The 22,576-nt window shown below is 33.3% G+C and carries 20 protein-coding genes; 9 read left to right on the top strand and 11 right to left on the bottom strand.

Going from position 1 to position 22,576, the window contains the following annotated elements; genetic code table 11:
• Positions 1-7: 7 nt before the first annotated feature.
• The 3 genes from ACP15M_RS06040 (at position 8) to ACP15M_RS06050 (ending at position 4,643) form a co-directional block, all read left to right on the top strand.
• Positions 8-2,023 (top strand): fumarate reductase/succinate dehydrogenase flavoprotein subunit, encoded by a 2,016-nt coding sequence (locus ACP15M_RS06040; protein WP_425076289.1) that lies wholly within the window; start codon positions 8-10, stop codon positions 2,021-2,023.
• Between the two features lie 22 nt (positions 2,024-2,045).
• A complete protein-coding gene (locus ACP15M_RS06045; protein ID WP_425076879.1) occupies positions 2,046-2,792 on the top strand; it encodes a succinate dehydrogenase/fumarate reductase iron-sulfur subunit in 747 nt (248 codons plus the stop codon).
• 81 nt (positions 2,793-2,873) lie between these two features.
• Positions 2,874-4,643 carry a MutS-related protein gene (locus ACP15M_RS06050; RefSeq protein ID WP_425076290.1) on the top strand — a complete coding sequence of 590 codons (1,770 nt, stop codon included), beginning with the start codon at positions 2,874-2,876 and terminating at the stop codon, positions 4,641-4,643.
• Positions 4,644-4,700: 57 nt separating this feature from the next.
• On the opposite strand, the gene rpmA is transcribed toward ACP15M_RS06050, so the two are convergent.
• Both rpmA and rplU read right to left on the bottom strand, forming a co-directional pair.
• Complete coding sequence (rpmA, locus tag ACP15M_RS06055; RefSeq protein WP_425076291.1) at positions 4,701-4,961, bottom strand: 50S ribosomal protein L27; 261 nt, start codon at positions 4,959-4,961, stop codon at positions 4,701-4,703.
• Between the two features lie 40 nt (positions 4,962-5,001).
• Entirely contained in the window at positions 5,002-5,634 is a 633-nt protein-coding gene (gene rplU, locus ACP15M_RS06060; RefSeq protein WP_425076292.1) for a 50S ribosomal protein L21, read from the bottom strand.
• 298 nt (positions 5,635-5,932) lie between these two features.
• Here rplU and ACP15M_RS06065 point away from each other — a divergent pair, with 298 nt between their 5' ends.
• Positions 5,933-7,261: a M16 family metallopeptidase gene (locus ACP15M_RS06065; protein WP_425076293.1), complete on the top strand. Its 1,329-nt coding sequence runs from the start codon at positions 5,933-5,935 to the stop codon at positions 7,259-7,261.
• Positions 7,262-7,280: 19 nt separating this feature from the next.
• Positions 7,281-9,365: an insulinase family protein gene (locus ACP15M_RS06070; RefSeq protein ID WP_425076294.1), complete on the top strand. Its 2,085-nt coding sequence runs from the start codon at positions 7,281-7,283 to the stop codon at positions 9,363-9,365.
• Positions 9,366-9,421: 56 nt separating this feature from the next.
• On the opposite strand, the gene ACP15M_RS06075 is transcribed toward ACP15M_RS06070, so the two are convergent.
• Complete coding sequence (locus ACP15M_RS06075; protein ID WP_425076295.1) at positions 9,422-10,300, bottom strand: DMT family transporter; 879 nt, start codon at positions 10,298-10,300, stop codon at positions 9,422-9,424.
• Positions 10,301-10,394: 94 nt separating this feature from the next.
• Here ACP15M_RS06075 and ACP15M_RS06080 point away from each other — a divergent pair, with 94 nt between their 5' ends.
• Positions 10,395-10,910, top strand: coding sequence for a heavy-metal-associated domain-containing protein (locus tag ACP15M_RS06080; RefSeq protein WP_425076296.1), 516 nt, complete (start codon positions 10,395-10,397; stop codon positions 10,908-10,910).
• Positions 10,911-10,964: 54 nt separating this feature from the next.
• Here ACP15M_RS06080 and ACP15M_RS06085 read toward each other — a convergent pair whose 3' ends face one another.
• Positions 10,965-11,483, bottom strand: a complete 519-nt coding sequence (locus tag ACP15M_RS06085; RefSeq protein ID WP_425076297.1) for a YciI family protein — start codon at positions 11,481-11,483, stop codon at positions 10,965-10,967.
• A 15-nt stretch (positions 11,484-11,498) separates the two neighbouring features.
• On the bottom strand, positions 11,499-11,966 hold the full coding sequence (locus tag ACP15M_RS06090; protein ID WP_425076298.1) for a CYTH domain-containing protein: 468 nt from the start codon (positions 11,964-11,966) through the stop codon (positions 11,499-11,501).
• Positions 11,967-11,998: 32 nt separating this feature from the next.
• Between ACP15M_RS06090 and dinB the strand changes: the two genes are divergently transcribed.
• Entirely contained in the window at positions 11,999-13,108 is a 1,110-nt protein-coding gene (gene dinB / locus ACP15M_RS06095) for a DNA polymerase IV (RefSeq protein WP_425076299.1), read from the top strand.
• Here dinB and ACP15M_RS06100 read toward each other — a convergent pair.
• A complete protein-coding gene (locus ACP15M_RS06100; RefSeq protein ID WP_425076300.1) occupies positions 13,105-14,583 on the bottom strand; it encodes a helix-turn-helix domain-containing protein in 1,479 nt (492 codons plus the stop codon). The two genes, dinB and ACP15M_RS06100, sit on opposite strands and share 4 nt — an antisense overlap.
• Before the next feature lie 127 nt (positions 14,584-14,710).
• On the opposite strand from ACP15M_RS06100, the gene aceB reads away from it, so the two are divergent.
• Both aceB and ACP15M_RS06110 read left to right on the top strand, forming a co-directional pair.
• Positions 14,711-16,309 carry a malate synthase A gene (gene aceB / locus ACP15M_RS06105; RefSeq protein WP_425076301.1) on the top strand — a complete coding sequence of 533 codons (1,599 nt, stop codon included), beginning with the start codon at positions 14,711-14,713 and terminating at the stop codon, positions 16,307-16,309.
• Between the two features lie 72 nt (positions 16,310-16,381).
• Entirely contained in the window at positions 16,382-18,013 is a 1,632-nt protein-coding gene (locus ACP15M_RS06110; RefSeq protein ID WP_425076302.1) for an isocitrate lyase, read from the top strand.
• An 88-nt stretch (positions 18,014-18,101) separates the two neighbouring features.
• On the opposite strand, the gene pyk is transcribed toward ACP15M_RS06110, so the two are convergent.
• From pyk to ACP15M_RS06135, 5 genes are all read right to left on the bottom strand, one after another.
• Positions 18,102-19,544, bottom strand: a complete 1,443-nt coding sequence (gene pyk / locus ACP15M_RS06115; RefSeq protein ID WP_425076303.1) for a pyruvate kinase — start codon at positions 19,542-19,544, stop codon at positions 18,102-18,104.
• Complete coding sequence (locus ACP15M_RS06120) at positions 19,544-20,026, bottom strand: IPExxxVDY family protein (protein ID WP_425076304.1); 483 nt, start codon at positions 20,024-20,026, stop codon at positions 19,544-19,546. The genes pyk and ACP15M_RS06120 overlap by 1 nt, the downstream gene beginning before the upstream one ends.
• 122 nt (positions 20,027-20,148) lie before the next feature.
• Positions 20,149-20,889 carry a ribonuclease III gene (rnc, locus tag ACP15M_RS06125; protein WP_425076305.1) on the bottom strand — a complete coding sequence of 247 codons (741 nt, stop codon included), beginning with the start codon at positions 20,887-20,889 and terminating at the stop codon, positions 20,149-20,151.
• A gap of 7 nt (positions 20,890-20,896) precedes the next feature.
• The gene (fabF, locus tag ACP15M_RS06130) at positions 20,897-22,147 is read right to left on the bottom strand and encodes a beta-ketoacyl-ACP synthase II (protein WP_425076306.1); all 1,251 of its coding nucleotides are present in this window, start codon (positions 22,145-22,147) and stop codon (positions 20,897-20,899) included.
• 14 nt (positions 22,148-22,161) lie between these two features.
• Positions 22,162-22,395 (bottom strand): acyl carrier protein, encoded by a 234-nt coding sequence (locus ACP15M_RS06135; protein WP_008269813.1) that lies wholly within the window; start codon positions 22,393-22,395, stop codon positions 22,162-22,164.
• Between the last annotated feature and the right edge of the window lie 181 nt (positions 22,396-22,576).

The following is a 22,576-nucleotide window of genomic DNA, read 5'->3' on the forward strand; positions in this document are numbered from 1 at the left end:
TTAAAATATGAGTGTTTTAGATTCAAAAGTACCAAAAGGTCCAATTAAAGATAAATGGACAGACTATAAAAATCACATCGATTTAGTAAATCCTGCCAATAAACGATTAATAGATATTATCGTTGTTGGAACTGGATTAGCTGGTGGCTCTGCTGCTGCAACTTTAGCCGAATTAGGTTACAATGTAAAAGCATTCTGCTATCAAGATTCACCTCGTAGAGCACACTCTATTGCTGCTCAAGGTGGAATTAATGCTGCTAAAAACTACCAAGGTGATGGTGATTCAACATATAGATTATTTTACGATACTGTAAAAGGTGGTGATTATCGTTCGCGTGAAGCTAATGTTTATCGCCTTGCTGAAGTTTCGGCAAACATCATTGACCAATGTGTCGCACAAGGAGTTCCTTTTGCACGTGATTATGGTGGACTACTAGATAATCGTTCGTTTGGTGGTGTATTAGTATCAAGAACATTTTATGCTAAAGGACAAACGGGTCAGCAGTTATTATTAGGTGCATACTCTGCAATGAACCGTCAAATTGCTCGTGGAAAAATACAAATGTATAACCGTCACGAAATGTTAGACGTGGTTAAGGTAGACGGAAAAGCTAGAGGAATCATTGCACGAAATCTCATTACAGGAGAAATTGAGCGTCATTCGGCACACGCTGTTGTAATAGCTTCAGGTGGTTACGGAAATGTCTATTTCTTATCAACCAATGCTATGGGAAGTAACGCTACAGCGGCATGGAAAATTCATAAAAAAGGAGCCTTTTTCGCAAACCCTTGCTATACTCAAATTCACCCAACTTGTATTCCGCGTTCAGGAGATTATCAATCTAAATTAACGTTGATGTCTGAATCACTTCGAAACGATGGTCGTATTTGGGTACCAAAACACATGGATGATGTCATGGCAATTCGTGAAGGTCGTAAAAAACCTACCGATTTGTCTGAAGAAGAACGCGATTATTACCTAGAGCGTCGTTATCCTGCCTTCGGAAACTTAGTACCTCGTGATGTAGCTTCAAGAGCTGCAAAAGAACGTTGTGATGCTGGTTATGGTGTTAATGCAACTGGTGAAGCAGTATATTTAGATTTTGCTTCGGCCATTCAACGCTACGGAAAAGAGCAAGCTAAAATTCATGGAATTGACAATCCTTCAAAAGAAAAAATCACTCAATTAGGCGAAAAAATAGTAGAAGCCAAATACGGAAACTTATTCCAAATGTATGAAAAGATTGTTGATGACAATCCGTACAAAACACCAATGATGATTTATCCTGCAGTGCACTATACTATGGGAGGCGTTTGGGTAGATTACAACCTAATGACAACCGTTCCTGGTTTATACTGTATTGGTGAAGCTAACTTCTCAGATCATGGTGCCAACCGATTAGGTGCTTCGGCATTGATGCAAGGATTAGCAGACGGCTACTTTGTATTACCTTACACCATTGGTGATTATTTAGCAGATGATATTAGAACTGGTCCAATTTCTACAGAGTCTTCTGAATTTATTCAAGCCGAAAAAGAAGTAAAAGACCGAATAGATTTCTTCATGAATAACAACGGAAGTAAATCTGTTGATTATTTCCATAAGAAATTAGGAAAAGTAATGTGGAACAAAGTAGGAATGGCACGTAATGAAAAAGGTTTAAAAGAAGCCATGATCGAAATTAAAGCCATTCGAGAAGAGTTTTGGAAAGATGTAAAAGTACCTGGTTTGGCCAATGAAATGAATCCTGAACTAGAAAAAGCAGGTCGCGTAGCAGACTTTTTAGAGCTAGGTGAATTGTTTGCGAAGGATGCCTTAATGCGCGAAGAATCTTGTGGTGGACACTTTAGAGAAGAATCTGCCGAAGAAGATGGACCACAAAAAGGAGAAGCAAAACGTGACGATGAGAACTTTGCATATGTGGCAGCATGGGAATATAAAGGAGAACCATCTGATGCTGTATTACACAAAGAACAATTAGAGTTTAACGATATAGAATTGAAACAACGTTCATATAAATAAGAAAGTTATGTCTGGAAAAGGAATGAATTTAACATTAAAGATTTGGCGTCAAAAAGATGCACAATCTCAAGGTAAGATGGAAACTTACAACGTAAATGATATTTCAGAACACATGTCTTTCTTAGAGATGTTAGATGTTTTGAATGAGCAGCTAATTGCTGCAGGCGACGAACCAGTAGCTTTTGATCATGATTGTCGTGAAGGTATTTGCGGCATGTGTTCGCTTTACATCAATGGTGAAGCACATGGTCCAGATAGAGCTATTACAACATGTCAGCTGCACATGCGAATGTTTAATGATGGAGACACCATTTATATAGAACCATTTAGAGCAAAGGCATTTCCTATAATTAAAGACTTAGTTGTAGATCGATCTGCCTTTGATAGAATACAACATGCTGGAGGATATATTTCTGTAAATACTTCTGGTAATACTCAAGATGCAAATGCATTACCAATTTCAAAACATGCAGCAGATGAAGCTATGGATGCTGCTACTTGTATTGGCTGTGGTGCTTGTGTCGCTACGTGCAAAAACTCAAGCGCCATGTTATTTGTTGGAGCTAAAGTATCTCAATATGCTTTATTACCACAAGGACAAGTAGAAGCTGCAGATCGTGTTCAAAACATGGTAGCTCAAATGGATTTAGAAGGATTTGGAAACTGTACTAATACTGGAGCTTGTGAAGTTGAGTGTCCAAAAGGAATTTCACTTGACAACATTGCTAGAATGAATAGAGAATTGATAAAAGCTAGTTTAAAAGGGTAATTGAAAACTTAATCCTTTACAATATTAAAATCCCAAGCGTAAACTTGGGATTTTTTGTTTCTTTACTACATAAATATAATCATGAACGACTTAATAAAATTCTATAATCAAGAATTAGAAACGCATAAAACTAAAGCCTCTACTCTTAAAAAACGACTGCTACTATTTAGCTCTTTACGTTTACTGGTCTTTAGTATTACAGGTATAATCATTTATATTACATTTTCAAATTGGAAATTAGCAATTACTTTAGGTATTATTGGTATCATTACCTTTGTGTATTTATTATCAAAATATTCTGATAGCAAAGAAAAACACAAGCTCTACAAAGCATTAGTTCGTATAAACGAAGAAGAACTTAAAATTGCTTCAGGTGAATTTCATCATAGAAATACAGGATTACAATTTCAAGATCCTAAACATTTTTACAGCCTAGATATTGATCTCTTCGGAAAAGGTTCTTTTTTTCAGTATCTTAATAGAACCATGTCTTCAGAAGGTCAGATTAAATTGGCTGAAACTCTAAAAGCAAACGATATTTCTAATATTGAAGAACGCCAGGAGGCAATAAAAGAGTTGTCTGAAAAAACAAAATGGTCACAATTTTATACTGCAGCAGGAAGTTTGATTGAAACAGAAACTTCTGCATTAGATATTATTTATTGGCTTAAACACCATGAAAACTTTATCTCTAAAAAGATGAAATGGGTTCCATTGATATTTGCATTAATCTCAGTTAGTTTATTAATCTTGGCTATACTTAGTTTATTAGATGTCTCGTTTTTTGGTTACTGGTTATTTGCTGGATTGGGAATTACAGGCTTATATCTAAAAAAAATTAATGTTTTAGCAGTAAATTCAGGTAAAGCTAAAGACACATTTAAACAGTATGCTTCTTTATTGCTTCATATTGAAAAAGAAAAATTCACATCAAAGTTACTTCAAGACAAACAAAAACAAATTCAATCTGAATGCAAAAAAGCTTCGGTAATATTTTCAGAATTTACAAAACACTTAGATGCATTAGACAACCGAAACAATCTTATAGGTGCTATTTTCGGAAATGGTTACCTTCTTTCAGATATCAAAAATGCCTATAAAGTTGAGCAATGGATTTCTAAATATGGTCATAAAGTTGAAGATTGGTTTGAAGTGGTTTCCTTCTTTGATGCTTATAATAGTTTAGGTAACTATGCATTTAATCATCAAGATCACGTATATCCTAAAATATCAAAAGACAAGACAACCTTAAATGCCAAACATTTAGGGCATCCACTATTAAACAAAGCTAAACGAATTAGTAGCGATGTTAATATTGATAACGAACAATTCTTTATTGTTACAGGTGCTAATATGGCTGGAAAAAGTACTTTCCTCAGAACTGTCTCATTACATATTATGATGGCAAATGTAGGTTTACCTGTATGTGCAAAATCTAGTACATATTCGCCTGTGAAATTGATTACGAGTATGCGTACCAATGACTCTTTAACTGATGATAGCAGCTACTTCTTTTCAGAACTAACACGCCTAAAGTTTATTGTAGATGCGATTAAAAAAGAGGCTTACTTCATTATATTAGACGAGATATTAAAAGGCACTAATAGCAAAGATAAAGCCATTGGCTCTAGAAAATTTGTTGAAAAATTAGTCTCTGGAAATGCTACTGGTATTATAGCTACTCATGATTTAAGTCTTTGTGAAATTTCTAAAGAATTAGATAAGGTCAAAAACTATTATTTTGACGCGCAAATTGTAGATGATGAACTCTACTTTGACTATAAACTTAAAAATGGGGTTTGCCAAAATATGAATGCGAGTTTTCTTTTAAAGAAAATGGAAATCATATAAATCAAAAAGCCCATTCTAAATTAGAATGGGCTTTTAATATTGTTGGTAAAATTCTAATTAAGCTTCAAAAGGCTCAATAGAAACAAAAGACTTACCATCTTTTTTCTTTGTGAATTTTACAATACCATCAACTTTAGCATGTAAAGTGTGGTCTTTTCCGCCATACACATTTTCACCTGGATGATGTGTATTTCCTCTTTGTCTAACGATAATATTTCCAGCAATTGCTGCTTGCCCACCAAATATCTTAACACCTAAGCGTTTCGATTCTGATTCTCTACCGTTTTTAGAACTACCTACTCCTTTTTTATGAGCCATTGTCTTAAGGTTTTATATTGTTATACTTAAGTAGGTTAGCTTATGCTTTCCCACCATCTAATTCGTCTTGCCATTTCTTTAATTCATCCCATTTACCATCAGCAGCTAATTTAGCTTGCGCTGGCCAAGTATCTGTCACGTGGTTTCCACGAACATCTGCAATGATTTCAGAAATTTTAGCTGGTTTAGCTTTTGCTAAATCTGCAAAAGTTGCAATTCCTGCTTCAACTAATGTTGATGCAATCTTTGGTCCAATACCTTCGATTTTCTTTAAATCGTCAGCTTTTCCAGTAGCTTTTTTAGCTTCTGCTTTTGCTTCAACTTTCTTAGTTTCTTTTTTTGGAGCAGATTTCTTTGCTCCAGTAGCAACAATGTTCTCAATTACGATTTCAGATAAAGCTTGTCTGTGTCCATTTTTTACACGATAACCTTTTCTTCTTTTCTTCTTGAAAACTATCACTTTATCACCTTTTAGGTGTTTTAAGACTTTTGCACTTACTTGTGCTCCGTCTATAGCTGGGGCGCCTAAAGTTACATTGTTACCATCGCCTATTAAAAGAACATTATCGAAAGAAACTTTCTTACCTTCTTCTGTTGCTAAACGGTTAACAAAAACTTTTTGGTCTTTTTCAACTTTAAATTGATGCCCTGCTATCTCTACAATTGCGTACATAGCGTAACGTTTTTATTAATTAATTTGTTCAAAAAATGAGTGCAAATATACGCCTAAATTATTAATCTACAAACGATTTCTGTGTTTTGAGAAATATAAATAGAATCTTACAGGCTTATTTAAAACACAAAAACGTTTTTAAGTAAGATAATTCGTAATCTTTTTTGAGTAATTAAGATTTTTTTAGAACTATAACTGCTAAAAAAGAATAGTTTATCATTATTTTTGTGAAACTTTTGTAACATTATCAGTTATAAGTACACTTACAACACGTAAAATTAATTTAAAACAAATCACAATGAAAAAAGGCTTATTTACTTTAGCTGCTTTTGTATTAGCAATGTTTGCTACATCAGCACAAGAAGTTAAATTTGAAGAATTTGATCTAGACAACGGATTGCATGTTATTCTTCATCAAGATAACACTGCACCAGTTGTTATCACATCTGTTATGTATAATGTTGGAGGAAAAGATGTAGGAGGAACTCCAGATGCTCCTCGTACAGGGTTTGCTCACTTTTTTGAGCATCTTTTATTTGAAGGTTCAGAAAATATTGAGCGTGGAGAATTTATGAAAATTATTCCAGCAAATGGTGGAAGATTCAATGCTAATACGTCTCAAGACAGAACTTATTACTATGAAGTTTTCCCATCAAACAAATTAGAATTAGGTTTGTGGTTAGAGTCTGAGCGCATGCTTCATCCTGTAATTGATCAAATTGGTGTGGACACTCAAAATGAAGTGGTTAAAGAAGAAAAGCGCCAAAGATACGAATCTCCTTATGGTAAAATATTTGAAACATTAGGTGCCAATCTATTTAAAGTTCACCCTTATAAAGATCCTAATATTGGATACTTAGAAGACTTAGACGCTTCTACGCTTGCAGAATTTAATCAATATTTCGAAGATTATTATGGACCAAACAATGCAGTTTTAATCGTTGCTGGTGATATTGACACTAAAGAAACCAAAGCATTAGTAAGAAAATACTTTAGTGAAGTTAAAAGAGGAAAAGAAGTTGTTAGAAACTTCCCTAAAGAACAGCCAATTACTACAACTCAAAAAGCAAAAGCTTTCGATAAAAACATTCAAATTCCTGCAATTCTTGCTGCTTACAGAACTCCAGGTTTTGGAACTAGAGATGCCTACATTTTAGACATGATTTCTTCTTATTTAAGTGGTGGTAAAAGCTCAGTACTTTATAAAAAATTAGTAGATAATCAAAAACAAGCCTTGGCTGTTCAAGCTGTTAATATTCCTCAAATGGATTACAACATCTTTGCTCTGTTCGCACTTCCGTTAGGCGAAGTAACTCTTGACACTTTATTATCTGAAATGGATGTTGAAATTGCTAAAATGCAAAACGAGTTAATTTCAGAACGTGATCATCAAAAACTAATTAATCAATTTGAAAATCAATTTGTAAACTCAAATTCTAGTATAGAAGGTATTGCTGAGTCTTTAGCTACTTATTATTTATTATATGGAGATGTTAATTTAATTAACAAAGAAATTGATATTTACAGATCTATCACAAGAGAAGACATTCAAGCAGTCGCTAAAAAGTATTTAAGTCCAAACCAACGTGTAGAAATTGAATACTTACCACAAAAAGATGAACAATAAGATGAAAACAATATATAATATGAAAACGAAATTATCAGCATTTGTATTACTGTTCTTAATGTCAGTAGTAAGTGTAAATGCACAATTAGATAGATCTGTTCAACCAAAACCAGGTCCAGAACCAACCATTTCATTAGAAGTTCCTAGTGAATTTGAATTGAAAAATGGATTAAAAGTTCTTGTTGTTGAAAATCACAAACTACCTAGAGTTTCTTATTCTTTAAGAATTGACAATAAACCAATTGCTACTGGAGCAAAAGCTGGAGTAGAAAGTCTTATCGGAAGCATGTTAGGAAATGGAACCACAAGCATTCCTAAAGATGAATTTAATGAAGAGATTGACTTTTTAGGCGCAAGCTTAAATATTGGTATTAGTGGAGGTTATGCTGCTACACTTTCTAAGTATTCTGAAAGAATATTAGAGTTAATGGCAGACGCTGCTATTAACCCTTTATTAACTCAAGAAGAATTTGACAAAGAAAAAGAACGTTTAATTGAAGGGTTAAAAGCTGACGAAAAGAGTATTGACGCTATTAGTGGTCGTGTTGGAAGCGCTTTATTATATGGAGCAAAACACCCTTATGGAGAGTTTGTAACCGAAGAAACTATTAACAATGTTACTTTTGGTGATGCTGTTGCTTTTTATGAAAAGTATTTCAACCCTAATAATGCTTACTTAGTTATTATTGGTGATATTGATTTAAGTACTATTAGAAAACAAGTTAAAAAATATTTCGGTGTTTGGGAAAAATCAGACATTGAGATAGCAACTACACTTCCTGCAATTAGTCCTAATGCACAATACACTCAAATTAATTTTGTGGATTTGCCAAATGCATCTCAATCGAGTATAGCTATTAGAAATAATGTAGATTTAAAAATGAACGATGAAGATTACCATGCAAGTATTATTGCTAATAGCATCTTAGGTGGTGGTGGTGAAGGCTACCTGTTCAAAAATTTACGTGAAGATAAAGGTTACACTTATGGTGCGTATTCTAGTTTAAGAGCTAATCGATATGGAGCAGGAAGCTTTAGTGCAACAGCTAAAGTTAGAAATATGGTAACAGATAGTGCTGTTGTTGAAGCTCTAAAAGAAATCAATCGTATTAAAACAGAAATGGTAGATCCTCAAATGCTTAAGGATACTAAAGCAAAGTATGTTGGTAACTTTATTATGGGATTAGAAAACCCTCAAACTGTAGCTAGCTATGCTCTAAATATTAAGCTTAATAATTTACCTCAAAACTTCTACACGACTTACTTACAAAAAATCAATGCAGTAACTGCAGATGATGTAAAACGTGTCGCTAACAAATACATGAAATCTGAAAATGCAAGAGTTGTAATTGTTGGTAAAGGAAGTGATGTTATAGAAAATCTTGAAAAAACTGGCATTCCAGTAAAGTATTACGACAAATATGCAAATGCAGTTGAAAAACCTGTATTTTCAAAACCAATTCCTGATGGAGTTACTGCTCAAACCATCATCAATTCTTATTTGAATGCTGTAGGTGGTAAAGATAAACTTGGAGCAATTAATACACTGTTAACTAACGCAGATGTAACTATTGAAGGCGCTCCTTTTAAACCAAAAGCTGTAATAAAAGCTATGGCTCCTAATAAAGAGTCTATGGAAATGGTTATAGAAGGTATGGGAACTATCATGAAACAAAAATTTGATGGTTCGGCTGGTTATAGAGAACAACAAGGAATGAAAATACCAATGACAGATGATGAAGTTACTGGAAAACAATCTGAAAAAGGATTATTTCCTGAATTATATCTCGAAGTTGCTAATATGAAATTAGAGTCGATGACTAAAGTTGAAGGAAAAGATGCCTATAAAATAATGGTAACTAAAGGCGATGAAGTTTCAAGTAGATATTATGATGCAGAAACAGGTTACTTAGTTCGAACTGAATCAACAAGTGAACAACAAGGACAAAGCATTACAACTACAATTGATTTTTCAGATTATAAAGATGTTAATGGTGTAATGCTACCATATACTCAAAAAATCACAACAGGACCACAAATTATTACTTTAAAGTCAACAGACGTTAAATTTAATGAAGGTGTTACTGAAGCAGATTTTAACTAGAGAACAACTCTTATAGTATTTAAAAAAATCCGAAGTCAAATGACTTCGGATTTTTTTTATCTCTTGCGCTTATGAGATAAATAAACACCTATTAAAATAATAAAGCTTCCTAAAGCCTGTACTACACTAAACCCTTCTCCATCTAACAATCCCCAAACCAAAGCAACAACAGGCATTAAATATGTTACAGATGAAGCAAACACTGGAGTAGAAATCTGTACTAAAGTGTTGAATAAAACCTTTGCTAAAGCGGTTCCAAAAAAAGATAAAATCACGACATAAAGCATAGACATATTAAAGTTAGGATGTCTAAACGTACTCTCATTAAAAAAGTCGGTAAAACATAAAATTACAACAGCAGGAATTAATATGGCAACATAATTTCCTGTCGCAATACTCAAAGGCTTTGTGTACTGTAAATGCTTTTTTATAATATTTACATTCAACGCGTACATACACGTTGCCAGAATAATATATCCTGCAAACAAATAATTTTGATTAGGATTAAGCTCAGCGCCTTTTAATATCAAAATGCTGGTTCCAATAAAACCTATAATCACACCTAAAATTTGACGCTTTGTTGATGCTATTTTAAATACTGCAAACCCAAATAAAACTGTATTTAATGGCACTAGCGAATTTAAAATTGAAGTTACAGCACTATCAATTTCTGTTTCGGCAATAGCAAACAAAAATGCAGGAAAAAACGATCCTAAAAATCCTGATAAGATTATCCATTTCCATTCGCTTTTCTTTATTGAAAACACACTTTTATAACCAGCAACAAATAAAAAAATTCCAGATATAATAGTTCGTAATGCTCCTAATTGATAAGGAGTTAATCCTAAAAGGGATTTCTTAATTAAAATGAAAGAGCTTCCCCAAATTAATGCTAAAACAAATAAATACAGCCACTTACTATTAGTGTTTTTCATAAGACTCCTTTAATTCAGTCACAAAATTCGTTAATTTTAATGCAAGGAACATCAATATTTATTAAGTTTGTTATAAATACAATATTTTAAATCTATGAATACATTAAAAAACATATTAGTTATTGCTCTCATTTCTGTTAGTGCTATGGCTTGTAAAAATGAAGCAAAACCAGAAGTAATGACTGTTGAAACTGAAGTCGCTTCTGAAGTAAACACTAATCAAGCAAAGCAATTAGATCCTAATGCTACTTATGCAAAAGCAGAATTTGGTATTGAAGGAATGACTTGTGCTATGGGTTGTGCAAAAACCATAGAAAAGAAAATTGCTAAAATGGATGGTGTAAAATCTGCTAAAGTTGATTTTGAAAAAGAAATCGCCATGGTAGAATATGACGAAGCTAAAGTAACTACAAACTCATTAGAAGAAGCAGTTGCCAAAGCTGGAGATGTCTATAAAGTTAAAGACATGAAAACAGTTGATATGTTTTCGTCTGAAAAAAAAGCTTGTAAAGCAACGTGCAAAAAAGAGTGTGATAAATTAAAGTCTGAAGGTGACAAAAAAGCTTGTTCTGAAGCATGTAAACAAGCTTGTAGTGCTAAAAAAGCATAACAACTATATTTAAAAAAATATTAAAAGCCACTTATTTTGAGTGGCTTTTTTTTGTTATCTTAAAGGAAACCCTTTTCCTGCCCACCATGGATGTATTTCAATTTCTAATCGTCCTGCCTTAACCATTGGATCAGCATTTGCCAAACTATCTGCTATTTTTAAAGTTGGAACATTATAAATAGTAATCCCACGAATATCACCATCATCACCAAAAGGGCCAGAAATATCTGCGTAACCTAGTTCATACATTTTACCTAAATGTGCCAAGTGTTCACTTTGAAGTCGGTTAGCTTCCTCTTCATTTTGATTTCGAATTGGACCTCGTTTTAAAAACGCTATAAAATACTGTTGCATCAAGATAGTATCTTGTGTTTTCTCATCGACATAATCAAAAATCTTAAACCCTTTTGATGTCAATTCTTCTTTGAGTGCTTTCACAGATTTTGTGTTTTCTGTTGCCTCTTTTACTGTTTCAGTTTCTATTTCATTTAATGGTAACATAGACGTTTTAGCATCTTCTTTACAGCTAGCAAATATGAAAAGAAAACAAATAATTAAAGTAATATGTTTCATCGTGTATGTATTAAATTACCACATCTTGTATGGTGTTAAACTTAATTGTGAATTGTAATATTTAACATCTCCTGTCACTTCTTTTCCTAACCAAAATGGAGATTGAAAATGTTCATTTTCATGGTTAAGCTCAATTTCTGCAACAATTAAACCTTTATTGTTTCCAAAAAACTCATCAACTTCAAACACATGTTCGTCTTGTTTAATTTCATATCTCATTTTATCAATAACACCTTCTTCACACAACTCTAAAAGTGCTTCAGCATCTGTTTTTGAGATTTCTTTTTCCCATTCAAAACGCTTTAAACCATCATTAGTAGATTTTCCTTTTACAGTTATAAAACCTTGATCTCCTTTAAGACGAACTCTAACTGTGCGTTCAGCATCTGTATTTAAAAACCCTTGAATAATTCGTGTTTGTTTAAAAGATTCTTTTTTAAAATCTTCTGAAACCACTAAAAATTTACGTTCAATTTCTGTCATAAAAAAAGATATTTAATGTCTAAATTTACATTATGCCAAACAATTTACCAATACGAAAGATAATTCATGTCGATATGGATGCATTTTATGCGTCTGTTGCCCAAATGGATAATCCTAAACTTAAAGGGAAACCTATTGCTGTTGGAGGTGGAGGAACACGAGGCGTAATAAGTGCTGCAAGTTATGAAGCGCGAAAATTTGGTGTAAAAAGTGCCATGTCTGGACGATTGGCGATTAAGCTTTGTCCTGAATTGATATTTGTGCGAACCGATTTTGCACGATATACTGAAATTTCGAAACGCATACGACAAATTTTTTATGATTATACCGATTTGGTTGAACCACTTTCTCTTGACGAAGCTTATTTGGATGTTACTGAAAACAAAAAAGGAAATCCGAGTGCCTCTTTAATTGCACAAGACATTAGAAATCGTATTAAAACCGAAATTGGTTTAACCGCTTCTGCCGGAATTTCTATTAATAAGTTTATTGCAAAGGTTGCGAGTGACTACAACAAACCTAACGGACAAAAAACGGTTAATCCAGAAGAGGTTTTAAAATTTTTAGAAGATTTAGATATTCGTAAATTTTATGGTGTTGGAAAAGTGACTGCTGAAAAAATGTATCAAAAAGGCATTTTTACAGGAAAGGATTTAAAAGAAAAATCTGTTGAATACTTAGAAGAACACTTTGGAAAATCGGGTAAATCCTATTATTATATTGTTCGTGGTATTCATAATAGCCAAGTGAAACCAAATCGCATTAGAAAATCACTAGCTGCCGAACGTACGTTTAGCGAAAACTTATCTTCGGAAATTTTTATGCTTGAAAAATTAAATCACATCGCTGAAGAAGTATCAAAACGATTAAACAAGAGCAATGTCGCTGGAAAAACCATTACGCTTAAAATAAAATACAGTGATTTTACATTGCAAACGAGAAGCAAAACTTTGCCTTATTTTATTAGTGATAAAAGTATCATTCTAGACACTGCAAAAGACTTATTATACCAGAACAAGCTCGAAAATTCGGTACGCTTATTAGGAATTTCATTGTCAAATTTGAACACGGAAATTTCAAAAAACAAATCACAAAAAATTAAAGAAAAACCTGTGAGCGTACAATTGAAGTTTGAGTTTTAACGAACAGATTTTTGGTTCAGTTCCTCAACAATCTGTTCTATTTTTTTGTTTTTAGCCGCTCTCTCTAAAGCCAATGCTGGTGCTTGTCTTACCTCACAGTTTTGTATTGAACAACGTTCACACGTAACTCCAACTTCTTCCGTTTTAATATTCTTATCCTCAAAAAACTTTAACTTACGCTCTAATTGTTTATTGATTAATAAGCCTATCGAAATACTTCTATATTGATGCTCTCTAAAAGGGTCTTTTGTTGCAGATGATAAAACTAAATATTTCGCATTATCACCTACGTAATTAGACATTTGAATATCAAACTCATGTGATTTTTTACTTTTACTTATGTCTTTTAAAACGTTTAAAGACACCCATCGTCTACAATAATGTTCGTTAGTTTCATTTGCACGAGGAGAATGTTGATGCGATAAATGAAGTTCTTTTTTTAAATGAAATTTTTCAGTACCAAGTTTATGTGTAAATCTTAAAAAAAATAAGTTTTGAATATTAAATGCTTTAGGCAAAATATTAGTCAGTCGTTGGTAAAATGATTCAGGAGATGCATTAAACGCATTCATTGTTTTAACAAACAAAGCCTCATCAAATGATGGTTTTTCAAATACAGCCTCCAACTGTAATGTTAAAGCTTCTTTTGGAATCACAAGGGCTCCCGCAAAATAAGACGCATAAAAGTTATTAAGAACCTGGTCAAAACTTTCAAATTTTATCCATGGAAATGTATATAAACGATCTGTAATTCCTAAAAAATTATAAGCAATTTCTTTAGAATAAATAAAGGTACGTTGCGCCTCATCGATACCATCAGCAAGTAATAATGTCTTCGTTTTGGGTACAAAAACAGAACGTAAGTTTTCTAAAGCCTCATAGGTACTTAATTCGGTTTCATTAATAATATAACCATATTCTTCAATTAAAATTTCTTCTATATCCTTAGATGTAAAAGGCGATGTTAAGTCGACTTGGTAGGCTTTTGAAAATTTTAAAACCTGCTGCTCTAAATCATCAAAATAATTATTATTTGCCTCTTGAAATGAACGTACCGATGCCAGAAAAAAACTTTCTCTACTAAAATTATAGTGCTGTGCAATTTCAATAATGGTGCTAATAAACGCATTTACTTTTGCTGGAGCATTAGACACAATATCTATTAAGTTGCTTTCTTTAATACCAAAAAGCTCTAACGGAATCTCTTTTAAAATTTTAGACTGAAGCAACTCTCCTATAGGCGCTAAATTTTTATCCAGTTTTAAAGACACCATTTGATCATAAGGCACATCGAGCTTTTCAGATAGAATAGCAATTTTATCAGGTTTAGGATATTTTTTTCCTTTTTCAATTTCGTTTAAATAGGATTTCGACAATCCTGAAATTTTTGATAACCCAAATAAAGATAAATTTTTATCAGTGCGTATTTGCTTAAGTTTTAAGCCAAATATGAGTTTTATATATTCCTGTTCCATAGTTATAAAACAAAGGTAATCATTTTTGCGAACCAATGAATAAAAGCGAAAATTATATTTTTAGCGAACGTTCGCTTGTTTTTTTAAAAACTTTGTTTTAATATTGTCGTATAAAATATTTGAAACCATGGAAAATACACTTTTAAAACCGTCAAAAGTTCAATTCGCAAACAGTGTAAAACATTACTTTCCTGAAGTTTTAACAGATGATGCTCTAGAATTTATCACAGCCCTTCATGAGCATTTTAATTCCCAGCGTCTAAGCTTACTTAAAAATCGAGAAACACAACAAAAGGTTTTCGATAGTGGAAAATTTCCACATTTTCCTAAAGAAACTATAACCATAAGAGAAAGTGATTGGGTTGCAGGTGGTATTCCAAATGATCTTAAAGACAGACGTGTAGAAATTACCGGACCTGTAGACAGGAAGATGATAATCAATGCTCTAAACTCTGGTGCCAAAACATTTATGGCCGACTTAGAAGATAGTAATTCGCCCACATGGAAAAACAGTATCCAAGGACAACAAAACTTAATTGATGCCAATAAAAAGACAATCTCTTTGGTTGATACAACGCGAGAAAAAACGTATAAATTAAATGATCAAACTGCCGTTCTTTTAGTAAGACCAAGAGGCTTACATTTAAATGAAAGACACCTTCTTATTAATAATGAAGAAGCTTCTGGAAGCCTTGTAGACTTTGGACTTTATGTATTTCACAACACAAAAACCATGTTGAAAAACGGAACAGCGCCTTATTTTTATCTGCCAAAATTAGAACATTATACTGAAGCTGGTTGGTGGAATGATGTGTTTAATTTTGCTCAAAACTACTTAAAGGTTCCTAAAGGCACATTTAAAGCCACTGTCTTAGTAGAGACAATTACTGCAAGTTTTCAGTTAGACGAAATCATTTTTGAACTTAAAGACCATATTGTAGGCTTAAATTGTGGTCGCTGGGATTACATCTTTTCATACATCAAAAAATTTAGAAATCATCCAAATTTTGTGGTGCCAAACCGTGATCAGGTAACAATGACCACACCTTTTATGGATGCCTATTCCAAATTGGTTATTCAACGTTGCCATAAACGCGGTATTCTGGCTATTGGTGGTATGGCAGCACAAATTCCAATTAAAAATAATGAAAAAGCCAATAGAGCTGCTTTAGAAAAAGTACGACTAGATAAAGAACGTGAAGTTAAAAATGGTCATGACGGAACCTGGGTAGCACATCCCGCTTTAGTTCAAGTTGCAATGAACGAATTTAATAAGCATATGCCTACACCAAACCAGTTACATGTAACACGTGATGATATTAATATTACTGAAAGTGATCTAGTCGAACTCCCTAAAGGTAGTGTTACAGAAGCTGGAATTAGGAAAAATATGAATGTAGGCATTTTATATACTGAAGCCTGGCTACGAGGTCATGGTGCTGTTGCGCTTTACAACCTAATGGAAGATGCTGCTACTGCCGAAATATCAAGAACACAGGTATGGCAGTGGTTAAAAAATGAAGTAAAACTAGACGATGGCAGAACATTTAGTCTTGAGCTCTACATCGAACTATTTGATAACGAGGTTGAAAAAATTATAACCGAAATAGGTGAAGATAGTATTGCTAATAGCAAGTTTAAATTGGCTTTTGAACTTTTTGACAAATTGGTTTTATCCGAAAAGTTTGAAGAATTCTTAACCCTTCCTGCCTATCAATATTTATAAAAAACAATCCTGCGATTGCAGCAACAATCAACAGGATCTAATTATTAATAATAAATAACGTATCCCAAAATTATGAAAAATTTATCAAAATCGAATTATAGTTCTGCATTACAGGCTGTAAAAACGCTTAAAGAAAAGTATGGCAATACCTGGAACGCCATAAACCCAGAAAGTGCTGCGAGAATGCTCACTCAAAACCGTTTTAAAACAGGATTAGATATCGCAAAATACACCGCTGCGATTATGAGACATGATATGGCCGAATATGACACAGATTCTACTAAATATACACAGTCACTTGGATGCTGGCATGGTTTTGTGGCACAACAAAAAATGATTGCTGTAAAAAAACATCATAAAACAACTAACAAAAAATATTTATATCTGTCTGGTTGGATGGTGGCTGCTCTTCGTTCAGAGTTTGGTCCGTTACCAGATCAATCCATGCATGAAAAAAATGCTGTTCCAGATTTGATAAAAGAGATTTATGATTTCTTACGCCAAGCTGATGCCATTGAACTAAATGATTTATTCAAAAGATTAGAAAACGGAGAAGATGTTCAAGAACAAATTGATAATTTTGAAACACACGTGGTTCCAATTATTGCAGACATTGATGCAGGGTTTGGAAATGAAGAGGCAACTTATTTATTGTCGAAAAAAATGATTGAAGCTGGAGCCTGTGCTATTCAAATTGAAAACCAAGTATCCGATGCAAAACAATGTGGGCATCAAGACGGGAAAGTTACAGTACCTCACGAAGATTTCATCGCTAAGCTAAATGCAATTAGATATGCCTTCTTAGAATTGGGAGTTGATGACGGCATTATTGTGGCTAGAACAGATTCTGAAGGTGCTGGCTTAACTCAAAAGCTACCCGTAAGTCAAGAACCCGGTGATTTAGCATCTCAATATTTAGCCTTTATTGAAGCTGAAGCAATTAATATTATTGATGCCAAAGAAGACGATGTGCTTCTTAAAAGAGATGGCAAACTTGTACGTCCTGTTAGGCTAGCAAATGGCTTATATAAGTTTAAAGAGGGCTCAAATATAAATCGCGTTGTATTAGATTGTATTACCAGTCTTCAGCATGGAGCCGATTTACTTTGGATCGAAACTCCAACACCAAATATCAAACAAATTGCACATATGGTAAACCAAATTAAAACTGTGGTGCCTAATGCAAAATTGGTTTATAATAATTCGCCTTCATTTAATTGGACTTTAAATTTCCGCCATCAGGCCTACGATGAGATGCTCGCAGAAGGTGAAAATATGACTGCTTATGATAGAAACAACTTAATGGATGCTCAGTATGATAATTCAGAATTATGTCATCGTGCTGATGAAAAGATTAAAACATTTCAAATCGATGGCGCTAAAGAAGCTGGAATTTTTCATCATTTGATTACATTACCAACATATCATACAACAGCACTTCATATGAACAATTTAACTCAAGAATATTTTGGCGATGAAGGTATGCTAGCATATGTTAAAAACGTACAGCGAGAAGAAATTAGAAAAGGCGTTTCATGTCTGAAACATCAACGTATGGCTGGTTCAGATCTTGGAGATGATCACAAAACATTCTTTGCGGGAGAAAAAGCTTTAAAAGCTGGAGGAGAAAAAAACACCTCTAATCAATTTAGCACACCTTCAAATAACAACAATGTTGAAAAACAATTAAGCGTACTTGTTTAAACGTTTATATACCACGTTTAAATTTATAAAAAAAAGCGTTTACTATTTTAGTAAACGCATTGTCTTTATAACTGTAGAGTTTATAAGATTAAAAACTACAACTCGTAATTTCAGTGACTCTTAAGGTATTTACCATCCCTTTATCTTGAATTGGCATAGCTGCTAAGCTAATTAACATATCTCCTGTTTCTAAATAACCTTTTTTACAAGCAATTGTGTTTACATCTTCAATGGTTTCGTCTGTACTTACAAACTTATCATAATAAAAAGCCTCAACTCCCCAAAGTAGGCTTAATTGGGTTAAAATTCGTGTGTTAGATGTAAAGACTAAAATGTAAGCACTAGGTCGCCAAGCCGAAATTTGAAATGCTGTGTAACCACTATTAGTCAGCGTAGAAATGGCTTTGGCATTAATTTCATTTGCCATATTTGCAGCGTGATAACATATTGATTTTGTGATGTAACGCTTGGTGCGAATATGTGGAGGCGATTGTGGTACTTGAATTAAATTAGAGTCTTCAACGCTTTTAACAATACTTGCCATTTGTTTAATGACTTGAACTGGATAATTTCCAACAGAGGTTTCACCAGATAGCATTACAGCATCTGCGCCATCCATTACAGAATTGGCAACGTCATTGACTTCAGCTCGTGTTGGTGTTAAACTCGTAATCATGGTTTCCATCATTTGAGTAGCAATAATCACAGGTATTCTGGCACGTTTGGCTCTAAGTACCAATTGCTTTTGAATTAAAGGCACTTCTTCGGCAGGAATTTCAACTCCTAAGTCACCACGAGCAACCATGAGTCCGTCGCAATAAGCAACAATCTTATCAATATTTTCAACAGCTTCAGGCTTTTCAATTTTAGCAATGATAGGAATTTTGTGGTCACTATGTTCTTTAATAAGCTCTTCAAGCTCCATTAAATCTTCGGCATGACGCACAAAGGACAAGGCAATCCAATCAACTTTTAAACTGCAGGCAAATTTTGCGTCTTCAATATCTTTTTCGGTTAATGCTGGTTGCGAAATATTTGTATTTGGAAGATTAACGCCTTTCTTAGAGCGTAAAGGACCTCCTTGAATAACACGAGCTTTAACTTCAGATTTTTTATCGGTTGAAACAACTTCGAATATCAATTTCCCATCGTCTAATAAAATGCGTTCTCCAGGCTTTGCATCTTGAGGAAACTTATCGTAAGTCATATAGACACGTTCTTTGGTGCCTTCAAATCGTTTTCCTGTTGCGAAGATAATTTCATCACCTTCATTAACTACGACTTCACCTTTCATGACACCTACTCGCAATTTTGGACCTTGCAAGTCGCCCAAAATTGCAGCATTGTAACCAAATTCTTCATTGAGTTCTCGAATCATGGCTACACGTTTCTTTACACCTTCATAATCTGCATGAGAAAAGTTAATTCTAAATACATTTGCTCCTTCTTCTAGCATCGCCTTTAGAACTTCTTTACTGCTAGTTGCTGGTCCTAGAGTAGCAACAATTTTTGTTTTCTTTCTTCGTAACATTAATTAAAAATTAAATGATCTTTTGATTTAATTTGATCAACATCTATCACGTATGATGTGATAACTTGCGGAATTGATTGTATTTTATTGAGAATGCTTTTCTCGTTAAAATTTTGATTTTCGTTAGTGACTTTAATAAGATAATCTACATTTTTAAATTCTGGTAATAAATTATAGGTTTTTAAAACTGTATTTTGATTATCAAATAAAGAGCCTGAACTTTGTAAAGCAGCTTCTTCTTTTTTACAAATATTTGACACTAAATTCCAAGTGGTATCCATTGCAATATGATCCCATTCATAAATAGCATAAGATGCAGCAAAGTAATTATAATCTAAATCTTGAGGTTTACGTCTTAAGTTAAGATTAAGATATTTGTTTAGAAGATAAGCTAGCCTATAATCTTCTAATCTGCAATGAATTGCTAAAAGTGTAAAAGAAGTATCGTAAAAATCGTCTACAAGTAACTTGTGTAAAGCCATAATTTAACCACTATCAAATGTAAATATAGAACATTATGACTAGTTAGAGATTAAGTTTTTATTATTCTTAACAGCTTAATGTAGCGAAAACGTTATAGTTTAATAAATTAAGATATAAATGACTAAAATGCTTTGGTAATTTCCTTTTGAAAAGCAAAAAATGCACGCTTAGAAGCTTTTTCTTCTGCTTTTTTCTTAGAAGTCGCTCTTGCTTTAGAAATGACTTTATCATTAATTGATAGCTTGACCGAAAAATGTTTTAAATCGTCATTACCTGTGTCTTCATAAACATTATAATCGAATGATTTTTTTTCTTTTTGACACCATTCAATTAGTAAGCTTTTATAGCTAATAACTTTTCCTTCAAGTTTTTCAATATCTACATGTGGTTTGATGACTTTTTTAAAGATAAATTTTTCACATTGCTTATAACCTTTGTCTAAAAAAATAGCACCAACAAGAGATTCAAATAGGTTACCATGAATATTATTTCCAAAATTTGATTTTGGGATTTTACTTTCAACCAAATCGATAAGTTTAAGTTCTTTTCCTAGCTCATTAAGGTGTTCTCTACTAACAACTTTAGATCGCATTTTGGTTAAATAACCTTCGTCTCCATGAGGCACTTTTTCAAATAAATAAGAGGCTATCACTGCGCTTAACATAGCATCACCAACAAATTCTAAGCGCTCGTAGTTGATGGCATTACCTTCATCATCTTTTAAATTTAAAGATCTGTGTGTAAATGCTTTTATGTAAAGTGTTTTGTTTTTTGGTTTATAACCAAGTATGTTGGACAGTTGTAAAAAAAAATTCCCGTCTTTAACAGAACGGGAATTTAATATGTTACGAATGAAACTCATTCGGGATTTAGTCTAGTTTTTTGAATAATACACAAGCGTTGTGACCGCCAAATCCAAACGTATTACTCATAGCAACTTTAACGTCTCTTTTTTGTGCATTGTTTAATGTTAAATTAAGCTTAGAATCAATATTTTCATCAACTACTTCGTGATTTATTGTAGGAGGTACAACACCATGCTCTATTGCTAAAATTGAAGCAATAGATTCAATAGCTCCAGCAGCTCCTAATAAATGTCCAGTCATGGACTTGGTTGAGTTTATATTGATATGCTTTGCATGATCTCCAAAAACTTCAGAAATCGCTTTAAGTTCAGCAACATCTCCAAGAGGTGTTGATGTTCCATGCGTGTTGATATGATCAACTTCTTCTGGTTGGATGCCAGCATTTTCTAAACAATTTTTCATTACAGCTATTACACCAATTCCTTCTGGGTGAGGTGCTGTCATATGATGCGCATCAGAAGATAAACCACCTCCAATAACTTCGGCATAAATTTTAGCGCCTCTAGCTTTAGCATGCTCATAATCTTCAAGGATAATAGCTCCAGCTCCTTCACCTAAGACGAAACCATCTCTAGTTGCATCAAACGGTCTCGATGCTGTTTCTGGGCTATCGTTTCTTGTTGATAGTGCATGCATAGCGTTAAATCCACCCATTCCAGCAATGGTTACAGCTGCTTCACTTCCACCAGTAACTATAACATCACAATGTCCTAAACGAATATAGTTTAGAGCATCAATCATAGCATTAGCAGAAGATGCACATGCAGATACCGTTGTATAATTAGGTCCCATAAATCCATGTTTAATAGATATGTTTCCTGGCGCAATATCTGCAATCATTTTTGGGATAAAAAACGGATTAAATCTTGGTGTACCATCTCCTTCAGCGTAATTTAATACTTCATTCTGAAATGTTTCCAAGCCTCCAATTCCTGCTCCCCAAATAACACCAACTCGTAATTTATTTACTGTTTCTAAATCTAACTTAGCATCTATAATGGCTTCATCTGAAGCCACCATAGCATACTGTGTAAATCTATCCATTTTACGAGCCTCTTTTCTATCAAGAAAATCGATAGCGTTAAAGTTTTTTACTTCGCAAGCGAATTTTGTTTTGAACTTTTCAGTATCAAAATATGTTATAGGCGCAGCACCACTTTTTCCACTTATAAGTGCATCCCAATATTCATCCTTGGTATTGCCTATAGGTGTAAGTGCGCCTAAACCGGTAACTACTACTCGCCTTAATTCCATAAAAATTTATTGGATTATTTTGCTTCTTCTATATAAGAGATTGCTTGACCAACTGTAGCAATATTTTCAGCTTGGTCATCTGGGATTTGAATATCGAATTCTTTTTCAAATTCCATGATTAGCTCAACAGTGTCTAATGAATCTGCTCCTAAGTCGTTTGTGAAACTAGCTTCAGTAACAACTTCATTTTCATCAACTCCTAATTTGTCTACGATAATCGCTTTTACTCTTGATGCAATGTCTGACATAATTTTTTAATTTTAAGTTTTAATTAGGTCGCAAAAATAAAAAAACTTTATTTCAATACACACCTTTACATTAAAAATGTGTCTGTAATTTACTAAATTACTTTGAAGAATTTATCTTTTACGATCTAATTGTTAATTATTATTCTTTTTTTTGTTCTGAATAATAGTAACTGTATTGTCT

Source organism: Psychroserpens sp. S379A (assembly GCF_049800755.1).
Lineage (GTDB): Bacteria > Bacteroidota > Bacteroidia > Flavobacteriales > Flavobacteriaceae > Psychroserpens.